General features: G+C 40.6%; 22 protein-coding genes and 1 pseudogene. 8 read left to right on the forward strand and 15 right to left on the reverse strand.

Annotated elements, in window-relative coordinates; translation table 11 throughout:
- Nucleotides 1-59 precede the first annotated feature (59 nt).
- A pseudogene (locus I3X05_RS23310) lies at nt 60-200 on the reverse strand (ISAs1 family transposase); the annotation flags it as partial.
- Between the two features lie 495 nt (nt 201-695).
- On the opposite strand from I3X05_RS23310, the gene I3X05_RS23315 reads away from it, so the two are divergent.
- The 5 genes from I3X05_RS23315 (at nt 696) to tnpC (ending at nt 5,372) form a co-directional block, all read left to right on the forward strand.
- Nucleotides 696-1,424, forward strand: a complete 729-nt coding sequence (locus tag I3X05_RS23315; RefSeq protein ID WP_045570730.1) for a hypothetical protein — start codon at nt 696-698, stop codon at nt 1,422-1,424.
- Between the two features lie 479 nt (nt 1,425-1,903).
- Complete coding sequence (gene agaR / locus I3X05_RS23320; protein ID WP_045570728.1) at nt 1,904-2,674, forward strand: transcriptional repressor AgaR; 771 nt, start codon at nt 1,904-1,906, stop codon at nt 2,672-2,674.
- A gap of 435 nt (nt 2,675-3,109) precedes the next feature.
- The gene (tnpA, locus tag I3X05_RS23325; RefSeq protein ID WP_045569184.1) at nt 3,110-3,430 is read left to right on the forward strand and encodes an IS66 family insertion sequence element accessory protein TnpA; all 321 of its coding nucleotides are present in this window, start codon (nt 3,110-3,112) and stop codon (nt 3,428-3,430) included.
- Nucleotides 3,427-3,780 carry an IS66 family insertion sequence element accessory protein TnpB gene (gene tnpB / locus I3X05_RS23330; protein WP_337970604.1) on the forward strand — a complete coding sequence of 118 codons (354 nt, stop codon included), beginning with the start codon at nt 3,427-3,429 and terminating at the stop codon, nt 3,778-3,780. The genes tnpA and tnpB overlap by 4 nt, the downstream gene beginning before the upstream one ends.
- A gap of 59 nt (nt 3,781-3,839) precedes the next feature.
- Complete coding sequence (gene tnpC, locus I3X05_RS23335) at nt 3,840-5,372, forward strand: IS66 family transposase (protein WP_193277853.1); 1,533 nt, start codon at nt 3,840-3,842, stop codon at nt 5,370-5,372.
- Here the strand turns inward: tnpC and I3X05_RS23340 are convergent.
- The 6 genes from I3X05_RS23340 to I3X05_RS23375 form a co-directional block, all read right to left on the reverse strand.
- On the reverse strand, nt 5,362-5,562 hold the full coding sequence (locus I3X05_RS23340; RefSeq protein WP_337971463.1) for a hypothetical protein: 201 nt from the start codon (nt 5,560-5,562) through the stop codon (nt 5,362-5,364). The genes tnpC and I3X05_RS23340 overlap by 11 nt on opposite strands.
- A gap of 148 nt (nt 5,563-5,710) precedes the next feature.
- Nucleotides 5,711-5,914 (reverse strand): hypothetical protein, encoded by a 204-nt coding sequence (locus I3X05_RS23345; RefSeq protein ID WP_045571655.1) that lies wholly within the window; start codon nt 5,912-5,914, stop codon nt 5,711-5,713.
- Nucleotides 5,915-6,118: 204 nt separating this feature from the next.
- A complete protein-coding gene (locus I3X05_RS23350) occupies nt 6,119-6,922 on the reverse strand; it encodes a hypothetical protein (RefSeq protein WP_337971464.1) in 804 nt (267 codons plus the stop codon).
- A 152-nt stretch (nt 6,923-7,074) separates the two neighbouring features.
- Nucleotides 7,075-8,133, reverse strand: coding sequence for a hypothetical protein (locus tag I3X05_RS23355; protein WP_337971465.1), 1,059 nt, complete (start codon nt 8,131-8,133; stop codon nt 7,075-7,077).
- Between the two features lie 184 nt (nt 8,134-8,317).
- Nucleotides 8,318-8,509: a hypothetical protein gene (locus I3X05_RS23365; RefSeq protein WP_337971466.1), complete on the reverse strand. Its 192-nt coding sequence runs from the start codon at nt 8,507-8,509 to the stop codon at nt 8,318-8,320.
- Nucleotides 8,510-10,052: 1,543 nt separating this feature from the next.
- A complete protein-coding gene (locus I3X05_RS23375; RefSeq protein WP_047691370.1) occupies nt 10,053-10,490 on the reverse strand; it encodes an NUDIX hydrolase in 438 nt (145 codons plus the stop codon).
- A gap of 689 nt (nt 10,491-11,179) precedes the next feature.
- Between I3X05_RS23375 and I3X05_RS23380 the strand changes: the two genes are divergently transcribed.
- Nucleotides 11,180-11,428, forward strand: coding sequence for a PAS factor family protein (locus I3X05_RS23380; protein WP_337971467.1), 249 nt, complete (start codon nt 11,180-11,182; stop codon nt 11,426-11,428).
- 186 nt (nt 11,429-11,614) lie between these two features.
- Here the strand turns inward: I3X05_RS23380 and I3X05_RS23385 are convergent, their stop codons facing one another.
- The 5 genes from I3X05_RS23385 to I3X05_RS23405 form a co-directional block, all read right to left on the reverse strand.
- Nucleotides 11,615-12,130 carry a hypothetical protein gene (locus tag I3X05_RS23385; protein WP_337971468.1) on the reverse strand — a complete coding sequence of 172 codons (516 nt, stop codon included), beginning with the start codon at nt 12,128-12,130 and terminating at the stop codon, nt 11,615-11,617.
- Nucleotides 12,123-12,335 carry a hypothetical protein gene (locus tag I3X05_RS23390; RefSeq protein ID WP_337971469.1) on the reverse strand — a complete coding sequence of 71 codons (213 nt, stop codon included), beginning with the start codon at nt 12,333-12,335 and terminating at the stop codon, nt 12,123-12,125. The genes I3X05_RS23385 and I3X05_RS23390 overlap by 8 nt, the downstream gene beginning before the upstream one ends.
- A gap of 248 nt (nt 12,336-12,583) precedes the next feature.
- On the reverse strand, nt 12,584-13,009 hold the full coding sequence (locus I3X05_RS23395) for a GNAT family N-acetyltransferase (protein ID WP_193278024.1): 426 nt from the start codon (nt 13,007-13,009) through the stop codon (nt 12,584-12,586).
- A 134-nt stretch (nt 13,010-13,143) separates the two neighbouring features.
- Nucleotides 13,144-13,647 carry a DinB family protein gene (locus I3X05_RS23400; RefSeq protein ID WP_258428854.1) on the reverse strand — a complete coding sequence of 168 codons (504 nt, stop codon included), beginning with the start codon at nt 13,645-13,647 and terminating at the stop codon, nt 13,144-13,146.
- Nucleotides 13,648-13,825: 178 nt separating this feature from the next.
- Nucleotides 13,826-14,242, reverse strand: a complete 417-nt coding sequence (locus tag I3X05_RS23405) for a GFA family protein (RefSeq protein WP_094167963.1) — start codon at nt 14,240-14,242, stop codon at nt 13,826-13,828.
- Between the two features lie 200 nt (nt 14,243-14,442).
- On the opposite strand from I3X05_RS23405, the gene I3X05_RS23890 reads away from it, so the two are divergent.
- Nucleotides 14,443-14,724, forward strand: a complete 282-nt coding sequence (locus tag I3X05_RS23890) for a hypothetical protein (protein ID WP_425304508.1) — start codon at nt 14,443-14,445, stop codon at nt 14,722-14,724.
- 680 nt (nt 14,725-15,404) lie between these two features.
- Here the strand turns inward: I3X05_RS23890 and I3X05_RS23415 are convergent.
- From I3X05_RS23415 to I3X05_RS23895, 3 genes are all read right to left on the reverse strand, one after another.
- Nucleotides 15,405-16,202 carry a DUF2971 domain-containing protein gene (locus tag I3X05_RS23415; RefSeq protein ID WP_337971471.1) on the reverse strand — a complete coding sequence of 266 codons (798 nt, stop codon included), beginning with the start codon at nt 16,200-16,202 and terminating at the stop codon, nt 15,405-15,407.
- 152 nt (nt 16,203-16,354) lie between these two features.
- Nucleotides 16,355-16,723 (reverse strand): VOC family protein, encoded by a 369-nt coding sequence (locus I3X05_RS23425; protein WP_337971472.1) that lies wholly within the window; start codon nt 16,721-16,723, stop codon nt 16,355-16,357.
- 332 nt (nt 16,724-17,055) lie between these two features.
- On the reverse strand, nt 17,056-17,370 hold the full coding sequence (locus tag I3X05_RS23895; protein WP_425304506.1) for a hypothetical protein: 315 nt from the start codon (nt 17,368-17,370) through the stop codon (nt 17,056-17,058).
- An 866-nt stretch (nt 17,371-18,236) separates the two neighbouring features.
- Between I3X05_RS23895 and I3X05_RS23435 the strand changes: the two genes are divergently transcribed.
- Nucleotides 18,237-18,779, forward strand: coding sequence for a type III toxin-antitoxin system ToxN/AbiQ family toxin (locus tag I3X05_RS23435; RefSeq protein ID WP_337971473.1), 543 nt, complete (start codon nt 18,237-18,239; stop codon nt 18,777-18,779).
- Nucleotides 18,780-19,350: the final 571 nt, after the last annotated feature.

Consider the following 19,350-nt stretch of genomic DNA (forward strand, 5'->3'; position numbering starts at 1 on the left):
GCATGATGAACCCCGGCTTCTTGGATCAAGTCTTAGTCGCTGGATTTAAGTCAATGACTAAATTCTAACCATTCATGCGGACGCCCTGGGCCACAAAGCATGGCAGAGATGAAAAGGAAAGCGACTTCAATAACGGGGTAGACTTGATTGATGTGCGATCGGGTGTCACATACTTTGTCTAAGTGTTTGATGATGATCATTTCATGTAACCAGTAGTTAAGACTGAAAGATCTGATCGATATAATACCAGAAAGTTCAATAGGATATAAAAAGTCTCATAATTTCAGTAACTAAAGTTCGATCCCGCCCTTTATGTATGCTTGTTTAATCATATTTATCTTGATGATTATAATTATTTGCATAATAATCATGAAGTCATATTTTAATCCGAGATTCCGCAGCTATTTTTAGAATTTATTTCGCCGAAGATACCAACACGTTCGTGACAATTACGAAATCTTGCTGCTTTTGAGACTCTAGCAGAGAGGCATGTAATTTTTGATGACGAGTCACGCTTAACCTCCTGATAGTAGTGAGAGATAGTTTAACCAAGTATTGTTATCAGAAACCGACTTGGGTAGCCACTATTGGATGGCCCAATCAATCGTTATGTGATGAAAGTCACATGATTTATTGGATAATTAGGTGCGGAATGACGGTTTAATGACAGTTTTTAAGTGTGATTAGTAAATAAAATGAAAAAATATTTAAGCTTGTTAATGGCAATAACATTGCAAATCGTATTATCTGGCTGTAATGGATCTTCTGATTCTCCATCAGAGTTAGCAGAAAGTTACGATGGTGTTTATAAAGATATAAGCGGGGAGTCTCTTTTTTATAGCTCGAATGAAGATGCGATCTATTTATATAGACCACCACAACGATACGAGGATGGTTATATAAGCAGCTCAAATCGTAGCATTGTGGTCGACAACAGTTTAATTGGTCCTTATATAGATACGAACCATTTCGTGAAATCGGAACTTGGCGACTACTATCATTACCAAAACTCTACCGTTCAGTTTCATTTTTCAAAGGGTAATGTGTCCGCGCTAGTCAAAGATGAGGGTAATAGAACACTTGTGGACACCACGTACACCAAGCAGCCAACACTCGCTGATTTTGACCTGATGTATCAAAGCTATGCGGATTGGGAACGTATGACACTCATCTTCTCTAACGATGATCGTATGTTTGCTCAACTGGATTTTATGCTGACCTGCCAATTAAATGCTGATGTAAAGAGGATGTCGAACTTCTATCGTGTCTCTAATGGTGCAATAACCTGCGATGATCCAAACGATCCACGTATCGACTCAAATATGCACGGCGTTATCTATAAGGTGGCGGAAGACAGCCGAGCCATCGTCATTGTGCAAGGAATGCGTTGGACATATCGTACAACTTTCCAAACCGTTTATTAATTGAAAAGGGGCATCAGCCCCTTTTTATTGTCATCCCAAAACCACCGCTTTTAGCGGTAGTTATTGTTTTGCCCGAAAATGCGCCCGTGCTAGAAGACAAACTCCTTAGTATCAAGTTTGAAGAGCGACATTTTCTACAGATGTGTATGAACTTCTCTCGTTGGAAAGGGTCGAAGAGCATTGTAATGGTTGAAAACCTCCGCTTTGAGAAAGGCAAATCTGTCGAGCTAGAGTACCGCATGATGAATCCATGCTAGAGGCTGTGTTAAGTGCTAGTTTTAGTCAGGTAATGCAAAACTTAGGCACTCATGCGCTTGCCTTAGATATATAACATAATCGAAACATCTAAATCTAAAACGAAGGGTAAATACTCTACATGTTGAACTGGTATAACTTGTTGTAGGCTCACTTTCGATTTAATATAGAATATCTTTAAAGAAACAAAATGAAAGTTGGTTTCATGTTCTAGGAGTAATCCAATGATAACGGCGGTCGAAAGACGCAATGAAATTATAGAGCTAGTTAATTCTGTCGGCCGAGCCCGTGTTGAAGACTTAGCCTCTAAGTTTAATGTGTCTAGTGTTACAATTCGTAGCGATCTCTCATTTCTCGAAAAGAATGGTTATGTTATTCGTTCACACGGCACAGCAATTCCTAATTCTGGATTAATTTCTGAGCTGTCGGTTCACGAAAAAAGACGTCACAACTCTGAGGGAAAAGTACTTTTAGGTAAGGCTGCAGCAAAGCTAGTTGAAGAAGGTGATGCAATAATCATTGATTCAGGCACAACGACACTAGAAATTGCACGTTACTTAAATAATGTGGATAACGTGGTCGTCATGACTAATGGGCTTGATGTCGCGATGGAGCTTTCATCTAAGTCTGGCGTTGAGGTCTTAATGACTGGTGGCGTTTTAAGAAAAAAAGCAATGTCCTTTTCTGGACCAAAATCAGAAGATGGATTAAAAAATCATCGATTCGATAAAGTATTCTTAGGTGTAGATGGCTTCGATATAAAAGCTGGTATTACTACTTACAGCGAACAGGAAGCATCACTTAACCGACTAATGTGTGAAGTATCAGACACAATAATTGCGGTTGCTGACTCAAGTAAATTTGGCAAACGTAGCTGCCACATGATTCGAGCGTTTAACAATATCGATACGCTAATCACTGATTCAGACATCCCAGATGAATACTTGAAGCAATTACAAGAGCAAGGTGTTAACGTCATTATTGTGCAAGCATAACACCAATAATTCTTTACTAATTAATATCTTACCTGACAGTTGCCCGATCTTCTATTTGGTGACTGTCAGATTATATTTGGCTGGATTCTTTCAGTTCAGATAGATTTCTCCATCTTCTAATGTTTATATTGGCGTTTTGCCACACCATATTCTTCCTTAATGAGTTCTATCATGTTTGTTGTTGTAGTCTATCCATTCGTCCAGATCTATTCTCATATTGGCAATCAATAGCTGTAACCCGTCATTCCGCACTTAATTATCCAATAAATAATGTGACTTTTGTCACATAACGATTGATTGGTTCATCCAATGGTGACTACCCAAGTCGGTTTCTGATGTCAATATTCGGTTAAACGTAAGCGCATCATAAACCCCGCATTCTAATCGTCTAGCCCGAATAATAAGATCAAACCTCCAACCCAAAGGAGATTTGAAATGGCCAAACGACGCACTAACCAAGAATGGCGAACCCTGTTCGAACACTATGAATCCAGCCAGCTATCACAACGATTATTCTGTGAACGTAACGGACTGAGCCTTTCCACTTTTTACGCTAAGCGCCAACAGTTAAAGCACATCGAAAAACCGAACACGGTTGGCTTTGTTAAAGCAGAAGTCGTTGAAAAGACGACAAAGTATCAAGCCACTCACGTTGTCGTTGCCAACATGACACTACTTGTAAACAATGTTGAACTGAGCATCCCACAAGGCACACCAGCGACCTATCTCGCAGAGCTTATCGGTGCGTTATCATGAAACGCATGCTCAGCGCTCCAAAGATTTACTTGTATCGTGAAAGCGTCGATTTTAGAAAGTCCATCAACGGCCTCGCTGCGATTATCGAAAATGACACCGACTTGCCCTTGGGCAGCGGCGCACTGTTCCTGTTCACCAACAAACAGCGCGACAAAATCAAAGTGTTGTACTGGGATAAAACAGGCTTTGCTCTTTGGTATAAGCGCCTTGAAAAAGCCAAGTACAAGTGGCCATCAAAAGAGCAAAATGAGGTGTTTACCCTAACTCAATTCGAGCTTGATAGACTGCTTTCTGGCTTCACGATTATCGGCCATAAACCCGTTAGAATAAACGATTTTACAATGACTTAAGCGATAATAAAGTCTTATCCACCAAGCATTAACGGCATGATTTTAGTATCATCAATGCCATGAAAAAGACGCCAAATATCAACCCAGAAAGCCAAGATGTTGCCGAGCTACAAGCGATGGTGAAAGCACTGTTGGCGTCAGAAAACCAATTGAAACAAGAGCGCCAATCGCTGCTTGAACAACTCAAACTTGCCTTCGACCGTCAGTTCGCTAAACGCTCGGAGGCGTTAAAGCCTTACAATGAATCACAAGGTGACCTCTTCAACGAAGCGGAATGTGAAGCCGCTAAGGAAGAAGAGGTTGAAGTTGTCACAACGACCATCACAACGAAGAAACGCGGTAAACGTCAGCCACTGCCAAAGACCTTGCCTCGTGAGGTTATCGAACTCGATTTAGACGACGATGAAAAGCAGTGCGCTTGCTGCCAACATAGTCTGCATAAAATCGGTGAAGACCGTAGCGAGAAACTTGAGTTCACACCTGCGGTACTTAAAGTGTTGGAATATGTTCGTCCTAAATATGCTTGCCGCCAATGCGAGCAAACTCAGGACAACAGCCGCATTGTTCAAAAGCCAGCGCCGCAAAGCATTATCCCGAAGAGCTTCGCCACAGAAAGCTTGTTGACCAATATCATCCTCGGCAAATACCAATATGCGATGCCACTTTACCGTCAAGAATCCCTGTTTACCCAGTCGGGTATCGAACTCTCACGAACCACCATGGCAAGGTGGATTATCCAAGTCAGTGAGAAGTTCGCTCCACTTTACGCGGCCTTAAAAACGCACCTACTTGAGCAAGTGGTGATTCAGGCGGATGAAACGCCGCTCAATGTCCTCAAAGAAGATAAACAGTGTTATATGTGGCTTTACTGCTCGGGCGCAGACTCGCCAGATGCCGCCCTCCCTAATGTGAGAAATATCGTCTTGTACGACTATCAAAACAGTCGAGCTAGGGCGTGCCCTGTTGCCTTCTTGGGGGATTACAGTGGTTATCTACAAACCGATGGCTATGGTGTTTATGATGGGCTTCATCTCGTCACCAATGTCGGTTGCTTCGCGCATGCTCGGCGCAAGTTCATGGAGGCGAAGAAGCTTCAAGGCAAAGGCAAGTCAGGTAAAGCGGATAAAGCGCTGGCCAAAATCCAGAAGCTTTATGGAATAGAATCACGCTTAAAAGGTGAGTCTGCGGAAAAACGAAAAGCAGAGCGCCAAGAGCATGCTAAGCCGATACTGGATGAGCTTTATGAATGGATGACAACTCAGAAAGTGCTTGAGTCTAGCCCGCTGGGTAAAGCGATAAAATACACGCTCGGCCAATGGCCGAAGCTCACCCGCTATATCGATGACGGTCACTTATCGATAGACAACAACCGAGCTGAACGCGCAATAAAACCGCTGGTTATTGGGAGAAAGAACTGGCTCTTCTCGACCAACCCTAACGGGGCGGAAGCGAGCGCGATGCTTTACAGTATCGTCGAGACAGCGAAAGCCAACGGCCTTATCCTTTACGACTACATGGTCAAGTGCATGCAGGAGTTAGCGAAAGCGGAACCTGATATCGATGCACTCCTGCCTTGGAACTTCAAACACTAACAATATCGCCCCGTGGGTTCATGGGGCGGATACCGAAAATTGACTGAGGCAACTCTCTGAATTTCCAGCGCCAAAGAATAATTGTCCGGAAAACAGCGTCCGCTGAAGCCAACTTGCCGACAAACACAAAACCAATCAGCCGAGGGAACAAAGAAAAACCATAATCCACTGATTGTTGGTGATTAAACATAACGCCCTGCTAAGGGGTGAGCAATGCACTACAAAAGTTACCGCACACCAACTTAATCACAAAACTCACCGCATGCTGAAAATGCCACGCATTGCGAATCCCTCTTAAGCAGTTTGTTAGGCTTGTGCTGACTGTTAGCAATGAACCCTTAGCTTTGCTGCTTCTTTCTTAGGTACTTGCCACTTTTTTCATAGACCAATGTTAACGCAGCATAAATAGACACAAACAACACTAAGTCTAATGCAGCCAGTTTTACGTTAAATGGATCTGAGAAAATGTTGTATGTGAAACCAAGTTGCGCTTCTACAAATTTCACCAAAACTATCGTTGCAATAAAAACTAATATACCCATCAACTTACCTATCGAAAGTGGCAACAACATTCGTCGAAAATATGATAGCCCCGAACAAAGAAAGAACAAAAATTACGTCATTAATGCGAGTCAGTTAGTGATGTTACCGACTAGCCTAACGCCGCATTAAGGTGTGAGCGACGCTTGGCTATACTTGAGCGAAGCGAAACTGCCAAGCGTTGCGAATCACTCTTAAATGCTTTGTTAGGGTTTAATTTTCTCTGTTTTTTGCTCGAAGTAATCCAAGTCTGAAGGCTCGACATCGGAATCCAGAAGAGCCTTTAACTCGGAGTTAATTGGAAAAAAACCACCATTCATGTATCCAAAACCACCAATGTATATTTCTTCAGGGTTAACATCGTTACTCACCGCGTAAGCGTACCCATCGAAATTATACTTAGTTAATATTCTTAATACGGCGACTTTAGTTCTAAAATTCACGTCTCGACTGAAAGATAAATGATTAAATTCAGGTACATTTTTTGTAGTAGACTGACCAAAAATTTTATTAATTGAAATATTATTTTTCTTTAACTCTGCTCTGATGGACTCAAAGTCAGGTAAATAGTCGCAGAGTGCAACCTTGTAGTGAGGAGACCACCCTCCTGCCTGAATACTTAATATTTCTGGAGTTTCATTACATTTACCAGATTTATCATCAATTATAGTAACAAGTTCTGCTTTAATCTCTGTTATTGCTGACAAAATGCTCTCATCTTTGGATACAACAACGTATTCACTTGTACTTTTGTCAAGATACTTTGAATAATACTCATCTTCTTGCAACTGAGGTCGAAACTTAGTTTGAAGCATAAATATCGCAAGCAGGAACACAGGCACATTAACTACAGATGCTATTACTAAAGTCCCTCTCAACCAAACTGGTTCACTTATTCCAACCGCTGCACCTAGAAAAGCACCATTGACTAAAACAAGACCAACTAACCAAGCCGCAACTAACTGAATAGGCTTAGTGACTTTACTAGGTTCAATCTTTTGATTACTCATTTATGCTCCAAACTTTCCATTAAACCCTAACGCCCTGTTAAGGTGTGAGCAACGCAATACCGAAGCTTCCGCATACCACCTTAAACACTAAAACCAACGCATAGTAAAAATGCCACGCGTTGCGAATCACTCTTAAACAGTTTGTTAGCCGTTTATGCAAAGTTCAACTTCTTAACCTTGTTAAACAAGAACTTACATGCCCATAGATATGGAAACATTGTTGAAAATAGAACAAAGTACTCAAACGAACTAAACCAAAAGTTAGACCACTTAAAATTAACTCCAACCAGTAAATTTAGAGTCACTAAGGGAAGTAGTACACCAAACACCATATTAAACATAATCAGGGTAATAACTTTGAGCGTTGTTTCTTTAACTCTAAAAGTTTCGTTGTAAGTATTGAAGCTAGAAATAGAGGAAGAAAGCAACGGAATAACTTCCCTTTCAACAACATGCGATTTTTCAAAGTAACTAACAAAGACACCTTGAAAGTCAGTAACTCTATCAACATGAGGTTGATGAAATTGCTTCCAAATTCTCTCTTGCTCACTTTTAGGCATTTGATCTGGCATATTGACCACCTGCTTTTCAAACATCTCTGTTTGTTCTTTCAATTGCTGCTGGCGAGTAAACTCCATACCACGACTTGCCAGCGTCATAAGAGAACGATTACTCGTACTCCAAGTCCAATTCAAATACCCGACGATCCTTTGCATTTCCTGAATACGCTTTGTATCAAATTCCTTTGAACACAATTGGCTAACCTTATCCGTTTGCCCCTGAATGTGAACAAGATTATTGTTCCAAAATGGGTAGGTCGTAAAGATTGTTGTGAAGAGAGAAAAAAGCTCATTGCATACTGAAATCACCTCTTCGGGGCTAGGTTCTCTTTGGAAAGAGCTTCGCGGTACTCCATATTTTTCCTCGTAATCTAAATATGAATACAGCATTGCCGCTCTGCGCAATGTTTCCTTACCTCTCTCGTCCCAATTCAAAGTTCCATCTTGATTCAAGTAAACATTGTTACCATTGAACATCATTGAATTAGGTGTGCTAACAGACATACTGTGCTTTAGAGCTTCATCTAGCTTTTCTTTCGCATCGTTCACTTTTTGATACGCGTAAATAGCAAAAGCAGAAAAGAAAGCTGCGACTACACCAATCACAGTTACATGTAATGCAGGAAGAGCTTCTAATATTGGTGAACTCAATTTTATTCCTCTAGTTCTAAGTCCAACGATGACGGCTAACGCCGCGTTAAGGGGTGAATGCCGCATAAACCAACTTTCCGCACACCACTTTCACCACCTAAACCAACCGCATACCAAAAATGCCACGCGGCATGAATCCCTCTTGAACGCCTTGTTATACCGTTGCTGACACTTTATATATTAGCTACTGTTGCCAAATATCTTTTTGAGGAAGGCAACCTACAACTGTTTGACAATCTTCTTTACTACAAATGATCATTCCTATACTAAAATCAGCGCGCGCAACATAGCCATTACTGACCGCTATAAAGTTGATATTTCCACATCGAGGACAAGCTGGTTTAAACTCATCATTTGTCATTTCTTTAACATTCATCACATACTCCTTATGCAAGATTATTTTGTAGTGAGCGCAAAACTCATTAATTTTATTGAGACAAAAGCGCTTCTGATTTATTTATTTTTATTTCCAGATTACTGGTATTTGCCTATCAATAGGCGAGTATTTTCAACTTGTTGATTACTTGTTCAGTTCTTTGTAAAGACGAACACATTGTGTAACCAGCGCAACAGTTAGGGTCGCGGCTTTTAGGATAAGAAATGCAGTCTCAATTCCCATAGGCTAAGTCCTGATGTTTGTATGGCTATGCCAACACAATCACCAGATTGTGAATTACAGTAAGTTGGTAGAGCCAACTTGCTGGACTGATGAAGCGATGTATCAGTTGGTTAAGTTCGTTAGATACATCAGTGCTTTAAAAACATAAAAATGCCGAAATGAAATTACTTTAATATGCAGTAATGCGCAACATATCAAATGTGACCAAGTTAAAGTATTCGATAAGGTATAACGCCGAATTAAGCTGCTACCAACGCACAACGTCATTTGAAGCAATGCACCGTAACCACTAAACCATTTTGGAACTAATTCAGCCACGCGTTGGTAGTCAGGCTTGAATTTCTTGTTAGGTTTTACTATTTAACCTTCACCAACTTGGCAAAGAACCCCGCTAGATTAACGCATTGCGCTGAACCACTTCCAAATATTTCACTCAATTTGGCAGGCAAATGCGACTAAGTTAAAAACAAACAGTGAAGTCAATTCCATTGATTAAACCAAAGCGCCTTTGCGCCAGTGAAATCTTCAACCAACCTAATCCATTTTCCAATGAAGCAACCCACGAATATTGGCATGAGAAGCAACTAAAGAAACGCGATGATTTGGGTAGACCAAGCTAGCTTGCTGACATCCGTAAACGAATGGTTAGAGAAATCCCCAAATCTTTTCCGCACCAATTACGCTTTTCTCTTCGTAAACCTAACGCCGCGTTAAGGGGTGAGTGCCGCATAAACAAACTTTCCGCAGACCACTTTCACCACCGAAACTCACCGCATACCAAAAATGCCACGCGGCACGAATCCCTCTTTAACGCTTTGTTATGTTTAAGCTTCAAGGGCTTACGTTTTACCAAAACCAAGATTAACTCAGCGTTGATTCACAAACAAAAGCCAAGACCTAAAAAACTGAAACGACTCATAGATTTGAAAAACAGACTTCGAATTTTGGCAATTCAAGCCCAAAAACTAGTGGTTAAAATACTGATTGAGCCAGCCGCCCTAACCTCGCGCTTACTCGAAAATTGAATGAGGCAATTCTCTGAATTTCCAGCGCCAAAGGATAAGTGTCCAGAAAACAGCGCCCGCTGAAGCCAACTTGCCGACAAACACAAAACCAATCAGCCGAGGGAACAAAGAAAAGATACAACCAACTGATTTTGCGTGATTAAACATAACGCCCGCTTAAGTGGTGAGCAACGCTACCACGACACCCAATTATTACACCGTAAACACAAAAGCCAAATCAAACCAAAACCGCCGAGCGTTGCGAATCCGTCTTAAAGCGTTTGTTATGCGATTTCTCAAAGGTTGCTATTAAGTCTTTGATTAAGCTCCCACAATGCTATTCTGTTTGAGTCATATTTCAAAAGTTCACTAGCCTCTTGAAAACCACACCAACGAAATTTTGTATGCTCATTTGATAGCTGAGGCTCAGTAGACACCCGCACCGAAAAAGAATATTCAGGCACAACAAACTGATGATTAGTCCAATTTTCATGACCAGCATAGTACACTTTTGGGAGCATACACATTGAGTCCAATTGCTGCCAATCACAGCCAATTAAACTAGTTTCTTCTTTAAGTTCACGCTTTGCTGCCTCGATAATGGATTCACTATCTTCACCACCGCCGGAAATAGCTTGCCATACACCGTTATCACTTCGTTTTCCGATTAAGTAACGAGGTTGTTCATTGAGTATTTGATACGGAAATACTAATACTTGAAATGGTGCTCTCATTGGTTTTTCCTCTAATCGCATAACGCCCTGCTAAGGGGTGAGCAATGCACTGCAAAAGCTACCGCACACCAACTTAGTCACAAAACTCACCGCATACTAAAAATGCCACGCATTGCGAATCCCTCTTAAGCAGTTTGTTAGCTTAAATTTCAGCGCCTTAGATTTACCAAGCCTGAGATTAAACCGATTTGGAAAACCAAAAAATCACTTGAGCTTTGAAACCCGAATTGGCTCAAACTTTGTGACCTTTCATGCGATTTGAAAAACCAAAAATTTGATAAATCACTTTCGGAAAACTCAAAGCGAAAGCAAAACTGCCAAAGCGACTTTGCGCCAAACTGGCTAACCTCGTGTAGCCCCAAAACCCAATTGAGGCAACAACTCAAAATTCACGTTGGCAAACAATGCGGATTTGCCGAAATAACCTGAACGAACTGCCAAGGGAAGAAAAAACAGGCTGCAAACAATTGATTTTTATTGTTTTAAGCTAACGCCGCGTTAAGGGGTGAGTGCCGTACAAACCAGCTTTCCGCAGACCACTTTCACCACCAAAATCACCGCATACCAAAAATGCCACACGGCACGAATCCCTCTTTAACGCTTTGTTATGTGATTGTTACGTTAGCATTGCTGTCGCTTGACGCGTACAATCTTATGCACCCCGTCAACTATAATAAAATGGACATCACATGAAAGCCCTGATTTATGAAACTCTTGTAAGCCTTGCAAATCAAGCCCCCGAACAACATGCGAAAATTCGACAAAATCTTTACGAACAGTTGGATTTGCCCTTTGATAAACAGCTCGCTTTGTATGCTCGAGCACTTGGACCAGCCAGTTCTGGCAAGCTGGAAACGGAACAAGCTATGAATAACGCAGTCGAAAGTGCCATTCACTTGCTAGAACTCCAGAGCATTGAGTCGAGTTACAAATTATAACGGCCCACAACTCCCAAGGGCCGTTTTAGTTTTCTAATCACATAACGCCCTGTTAAGGTGTGAGCAACGCACAAGAGAGCTACAGTAACCACCTTAAATACAAAAACGCAACGCATGGTAAAAATGCCAAGCGTTGCGAATCACTCTTAAACAGTTTGTTAGCATACATATGCTACGAGATGGGAGTTATTGAGAACCTGTCGATGTAGGGAGCTCGGTTTGTGCTTCTGCGCTTGATATTACTTTGGAAACTGCTGTTTCAGCACTTTCCTTTGCTGATTCCCAAGCTCCTTGGTCTGCCATTACCCATACAAATACAGCTACGATTACACCAGTCCAAAAGTTACCAATTACACCAGCGGCGCCACTATTGTGCCAGCAAGCCAGCTTTTTATACCAAGGTTCTTTTGGTAAGCCCTTGATTGTAATTTGGTTGATCTCTTTTGTCAGTTGCTCTTTGATGCGCTTAATTTCATCATCTGCAGCAGCTTGCAAAAACAAGTTCACTAAACCTTCAGCTTCGCTTTTGTATTTCTTAACCTCATTTGGTCTAAGTTTTAGTCTAGTGAACTCGTCGACATTAATACCATTTTTAATTGCATCACGTTTTTCAGTTTTGTAGATCGAGTAAGCGATCATTCCAGTAAAGTCTTGTTTACTCTTTACTAGCTTCTCGTGCATTTGATTATAAGTCTTACTCATCTTTGAAAACTTTATCCTCGTGATTTTTATAGTACTTTGAGCTTGCCTCTTGCATCATTTGGTTGAACCGCTTTGATGAAACCTTACCAACAACGACTTTAGCCATATCGCTAGGTTGATAACCCGAAACAATTTTTCTATTTACTCGCTCTACTAGAGACTCTTGTCTCAAGCCTAGAGTTTTGAGTATAAAGTCAATTGACATAACAACTCCTTTCACTCTTTTCTCATAAACTAGTATAGACAACATGCTTTTCCATTCTGATTTTTATACGATTAGACAGCTAGTATCATATCAATTATCAATAACTTACGAAATATTTTTTTTGTATGCTAACGCCCAATTAAGGGGTGAGCAACGCTACCACCCAACCTAACGCATTGTGCCATAAACACTAAATTTGAAGTAGAAGCAAAAATGCCAAGCGTTGGGAATCCCTCTTAAATTGTTTGTTAGGTTTGTACATCAAAGCTCATTAAGTGATAGTTTTCTGGCCCATTGCCCACTGTTTCAAAAATCTTGAAGCCTTGAGAAAGATAAAACTGGGTTGCATTCGTATTTTGGACAAGACACTTGAGACTTAAGTTATTACTTAGGTCTTTAGCATGATTCAGTAATTTTAAACCAACACCTTGTTTAAGACTTTTGGGACTAACAAACAAATGGTGAATGAAGTTTTCTGGCTTCCAGATTGAGATGAAACCAATTACTGCACCCTGCTCTACAGCCACCCAAATTTCTTCTCCATCAGTATCTTTCACAAAATCAGTTAAGCAATATTCATCTGTATCCATGAAAGTGAAAGTAGCTACTCTCGATTCAAGGTAAAGTCGTGCTGAAGCTTCGAGATGCTGAGACTGAAATCTAATTATTTCCATGAACTTACCTATAAACCTAACGCCCGCTTAAGGGGCTAACAACGCTACTACTAAGTTTCCGCATAACACCGTAACCACAAAAATCAACGCATAGTAAAAATGCCACGCGTTGGAAGTCCCTCTTGAAGCGTTTGTTAGGTGCCTGAACACAATCGTCTTTTTGGCTCTGTTTCATGCAAGTATCGAGTAAAAGTATCTTTCGGACGCTCAAGACCATTTTCGGCTAACACTCTTGAGACCATACCTCGATGATTACTGCCATGCGTCAGTAAATGAAGCAAAATTTCTTCTATTGTTAACTGTCCAAAACCACCATCGATAAAACGGAAAATCACATTACGTTTGAGTTCGTCTACACTCACTGATTTTGTAAAATCAATAAGCCATGAGTCATGCTCATTTATTATTCGTCGTAACTCAGACAATGAAGGAGTCTCGACGGTATTGTCACCACTGTACTTTTCAGGCTCACCTAAAATACGACTGATAAAAAGACTATCCACGACCGTTGTGTGATTCAAAATCCGAACGAAAAAGATCGCATCGTTTTCTGGTAACTGTGAAAATTGTTTTTCACCTAACTCAAGCAACTCATCGTTTGCCCATTTTTTATATTGAAACGCACTAGCAAACTGCATTTTTTCTCCACGATTATTTCTTGAAAACTGATGATAACTGATTGGCACCTAACGCCCGGCTAAGGGGTTGACAACGCACCGCCGAACTCAAAAAACCACCCTAAACCCTGAACTTCAATTTTGCACTAAAGCCGCCACGCGTTGGCAATCCCTCTTGAGCCGTTTGTTATATGTTTGCTTACACCTTATCTGCGAAGTAAGCCATGATTTCTTCTGTGGTCATTTCTTTGGTTTCATTAGCAAAACAGTAATAACTTGGGCGCATATCACTAAAATACTGCATGTCCATTTCCAAGTCTTTTAAGTTTGGAAATAAACCCACTGGCATATTGTACTCACCAGTTTCTTTAAATTTGTAAAACAGATGAGTTCCACATTCAGAGCAGAAACCACGAGAAGCCCAAGAAGATGATTTGTATATTTTAACCTTATCATCACCTTCGATCTTTACTTGAGTGCCACATTTCACAGCAAAGAATGGTGCTCCACCCCAAGTTCTGCATGATTGGCAATGGCAGACAGTAAACTTAGGATTAACGTTTTCAGCCGTAATTTTTACCGCGCCACAAAGACAATTAGCCTCAGCATAAGACATTGAGATAACTCCTAAATTGATGAAACATATAACGCCCGGTTAAGGGGCAGCCAACGCCATTACGAAGCTTCCGCATAACACCGTAACCACAAAAACCAACGCATAATAAAAATGCCGCGCGTTGGCTGTCCCTCTTGAACCGTTTGTTATGTTTAAGCTTCAATAACTTACGTTTTACCTAAACCAAGATTAACTCGGTTTTGACTGACAAACAAAAGCCAAAACCCAGAAAACTGAAACAACTCATAGACTTGAAAAACAGACTTCGAATTTCGGCAATTCAAGCACAAAAACCGGTGTTCAAAATACTGATTGAGCCAGCCGAACCAACCTCGCGCTTACTCGAAAATAGACTGAGGCAACTCTCTGAATTTCCAGCGCCAAAGAATAAATGTCCAGAAAACAGCGCCAAACGAAGCCAACTTGCCGAAAAACTAGAAACTAACAAGCCGATGGTACAAAGAAAAATCATAACCCACTGAATTTACGTGATTAAACATAACGCCCAATTAAGTGGTGAACAACGCACTGGCCAAGCCACTGCATTGCACCGTAAACACTTTAATCAACGCATAGTAAAACTGCCATGCGTTGAGAATCCACTTGAATTGTTTGTTATGTGAATTTTACCGTGAATTCAAAGTAAATCACCGTAGAAATGAAGATATTTGAATAAGTTACGTGCAAAAACGATGCTTACCAAAACCTAAATTTCACAGCGATCTGAGCCAAAGAGAACCACTTGCAGAATCAACAACAAAGAAAGCGCCCTTTCAGCCACAACAAAATCTTTTGCTTCACCAGATTTTCAGAGCTGAATGTCAGCAAATAAATCAGTCAAAAATGCATTTCAATTGAAGCGATTTGAAACCGACGAAACTCAACACAAACCAGATCCAAAACGCAATTGAGGCAACCCAAGAACCTTGAAAACGATCAATCTCAGGTTGTTCAAGAATCCATTTCGACCAAGCCAACTTGCCGAAAACACCGAGCGAATTTTCAATGAAATCGTAGCTTTGACCTTAAAAACCCATCAAACACATAACGCCCAATTAAGGTGTGAAGCACGCACTACCAATGCTACCGCATACCAGCTTAATCACTTGAACCAACGCATAGTAAAAATGCCACGCGTGCTGAATCACTCTTAAATTGCTTGTTATATTATTCTTTCAAAGTTTAATTTGAAATTATCCTTATCGATATTTGATTTAAAAACATGGACTTCACTAAGGTTGTGATCACTTAAACATCTAACAATTTTTTCTATGTATTTTGGTTCGACCTTACAGCCTACATAAATTGACTTAATATTCTCTAGAGGTGCTTTTTCAAAACAAAGCACATCCTTGTGACTTAAATCAGCATTGGTATGCTCGGGAATAAGATATTTTTGATCAATATAGTTACTCTGGTCTGCAACATTACATCCAATACTATCCAAATATTGCTTACTAGCCACTTGTACCGGAGTACTTGATAATTTTACAATTAGCCTATGCTCTTTCTCGTAAGACCATTCATCTGATTTGTACAGATAAGGATCATTGAAATCCATAAATTCGGTGTTTCTTTCCTTGCGATACCTTACTCGGTGAAGCGCTTTAAACCATTCATGATTACCATCAAATCCAACTACAATGCCTGAATGGTTATCAGCATAATGAGCCCACATCAACAAATTGTCGTGTGTTTCACTAAAACTAATAATTCCATGTTCTTTAAATACATCAAGCCCAAAATCATTCTCATAGCTATCTTTCAAATATTGCTCTTTGAGAACAGAAAACTCCCCATCTCCGCAGAAAGACAGCTTTTCAAAAAACTGTTCCCAATACCCCATTGATGGTAATGCTTCAAAAGGGTCATTAAGTGATGACTTAGGTGTGCATCTTAGAAGAAAATTCTCAAAAAAATTCATTCTAAGAGGCATGTATTTATATAGTCTATGTTCCATAATCCACCGAATAATATAACGCCGCGTTAAGGGGTGAATGCCGCATAAACCAACCTTCCGCAGACCACTTTCACCACCAAAAATAACCGCATACCAAAAATGCCACGCGGCATGAATCCCTCTTTAACGCTTTGTTATATGCGTTGTTTCAACTACATAAAGACTGCTTCAACTTTGTTTCCATCAGCATCGCGGACAAATGCCGCATAGTAAGTCTCACCGTACTCTAGACGTAAGCCAGGCTTACCTGCACACGAGCCGCCAAGCTCTAATGCAGTAGCATAAAACAGGTCAACAGCTTCTTTACTTGGCGCATTGAAAGCGATGTGAGTTCCGTTACCTGAAGAGGCTCCATTTTCACATGGACAACCTACCCAAAACTCAAAATTCTCACCGTAGGCAGCCGCCACATTTTGGATGTAATGCGAACGTCTTACCGATAATGCGGATAGAACTGAATCGTAAAAAGCCACAGCAGATGCCACATTTGAAACACCAACTGAGACGTGATTTAGAATCATTTTAAGCTCCCTTTTACTCGCAGATTTTGAAAGCATATAACGCCCGGCTAAGGGGTTGACAACGCACCGCCGGACTCAAAAAACACACTGTAAACACTAAACTTCAATTTTGCACTAAAGCCGCCACGCGTTGGCAATCCCTCTTGAGCCGTTTGTTATGCAAATTCAATGAGATAAACTGACTTTACGCGACCAAAAACCACAATTGCAATGGTTGAGTGATTCAAGAATCAACCCAAGCAAGAACTGTGATAAATGAGCCGCCAAAACAAAGTCCACCTTTCAACAACAAACCAAGCTTTTGAATGAAACAAACTCAACGAGCGAAATCTTCAACAAGTACGAAATAATCGATTAACTTGCCCTTTCCGCACTTTACACCCACTAAATTCACAACGCGCCAACGCTAAAAATGATTGAGGCAAACCAAGAATCTTGTCCGTTTTACGGTTTGAATTAACCAAGAATCTGAGGATAAAAAGCTCATTTGCCGACAACACAAAACGAATAGCCGGAGAAATCCCAAAAGATTGAACCCCTAAATTTACCTGAGTTGCATAACGCCGCGTTAAGGGGTGAGTGCCGCCTAAACCAACTTTCCGCAGACCACTTTCACCACCAAAATCACCGCATACCAAAAATGCCACGCGGCACGAATCCCTCTTGAACGCTTTGTTATGCTTAAGCTTCAATGACTTACGTTTTACCAAAACCGAGATTAACTCAGCTTTAACTCACAAACAAAAGCCAAAAACCAAAAAACTGAAATGACTCATAATTTTGAAAATCAGACTTTGAACTTTGGCAGATAAAGCCGAAAAACCTAAGATCAAACTTCTGATTGAGCCAACCGCCCTAGCCTCACGCTTGCCCGAAAATTGATTGAGGCAACGCTCTGAATTTCCAGCGCCAAAGAATAAGTGTCCAGAAAACAGCGCCCACTGAAGCAAACTTGCCGACAAACTCAAAACTAACCAGCCGAGGGAACAAAGAAAAGCCATAAACCACTGATTTTTGGTGATTAAGCATAACGCCAAATTAAGGTGTGAACAACGCTAACCACCCTACCTGAAGCATTGTGCCATAAACACTAAATTGGCTTGAAGTGAAAGCGCCGAGCGTTGTGAATCACTCTTAAATTTATTGTTAGGTGCCTTGGATCCCATTAGCCCCTTAGACAGTGGTATGATACCATCATGCTCACAAGATGAAACACGTTTCGAGAGCGTAAAGTAGTTGACAGTTACGTTAAACAGGGTTCATAATTGCATTGTGAATTGAGCAATAATTTTGAGCAATTCATAGCAGGTGAGTCACTACCATTAAGTGTGAACTTGAAAAACAGGTGAGTCACTACCATTAAGTGTGAACTTGAAAAACAGGTGAGTCACTACCATTAAGTGTGAACTTGAAAAACAGGTGAGTCACTACCATTAAGTGTGAACTTGAAAAACATAAAAGACCCTGCTTTCGAGCAGGGTTTTTTACTATTGGCTATAGGATAATAATAACGATGAAATTCTACACTGTGACAGACGACTATATTCAACACCTCAAAAAGATAGATAACCACGTCCCTGACAATTATTCAGAGACTCGTGCCTATGTTGGTATCGTTTTACAGGTTAATGGAGTTAAGTACCTTGCTCCGTTGACTTCATACAAAGAAAAACAAGATAAAATTAAGAATAGTACACCTACAATCTTCAAGCTCCATGAAGAAGGTAATCCCGACAATAAATTGGGGATGATCCAACTTAATAACATGATTCCTGTAACTGACAGTGTGATCAGTGAGCTAGATGTCGATGCTCAAGATGAACCTTATAAACAAATGCTTCAGCGTCAAATAAAATTCATCAAGAAAAACAGCGAAAAAATCACTTCCCGAGCAGAAAAGCTCCGCAAGCTAGTTGTTGAGAACCAGCATGTTCATTTTTCAAAAGTTTCTTGTAAGTTTAAAGAATTAGAAGACGCACTATCTTCGTACTCCGCCCCTACCCCTCAAGCAGCTTCAACTGACCAACTTGCTGCTTTAGCCGCCAAGTTCAAGTAAAGTCCTAGACAAAAAGTTACAAAAAAAATTGAAGCGTATATTCAATCATATTGAGAAGCGCTTCAATTGCATCAAGCAGGATTGTCGTACACACTGGGCACCTAACGCCGCATTAAGTGGTGAGCAACGCTAAACACCAATGCTTCGACAAACCACTTAAAACGCAAAAACTGAATTTACACTAAAGCCGCCAAGCGTTGCGAATCCGTCTTAAATGCTTTGTTATGCAAATTCAATAAGATAAACCAGAAGTTACACCAAATTTGATTAAGAAAACAATCAAAATATTGGTTAAGTGAATCAAGAATCAACCAAAGCCTGAACCGTGATAAATAAGCCGCAAAACAAAGTCCACCTTTCAACGACAAACCAAGCTTTTGAATGAAACAAAATCACCGAGCAAGACTTTCAGCAAATGCGAAATGACCGATTAACTTGCCCTTTCCACACTTTGCACCCGCTAAACTGACAACGCCCCAACGCTAAAACTGATTGAGGCAAACCAAGAAACTTGCCTGTTTTACGGTTTGAGTTAACCAAGAATTTGAGGGTAAAAATGCTCATTTGCCGA

It is taken from the genome of Vibrio navarrensis (assembly GCF_015767675.1).
In the GTDB taxonomy this organism is placed as follows: Bacteria; Pseudomonadota; Gammaproteobacteria; order Enterobacterales; family Vibrionaceae; genus Vibrio.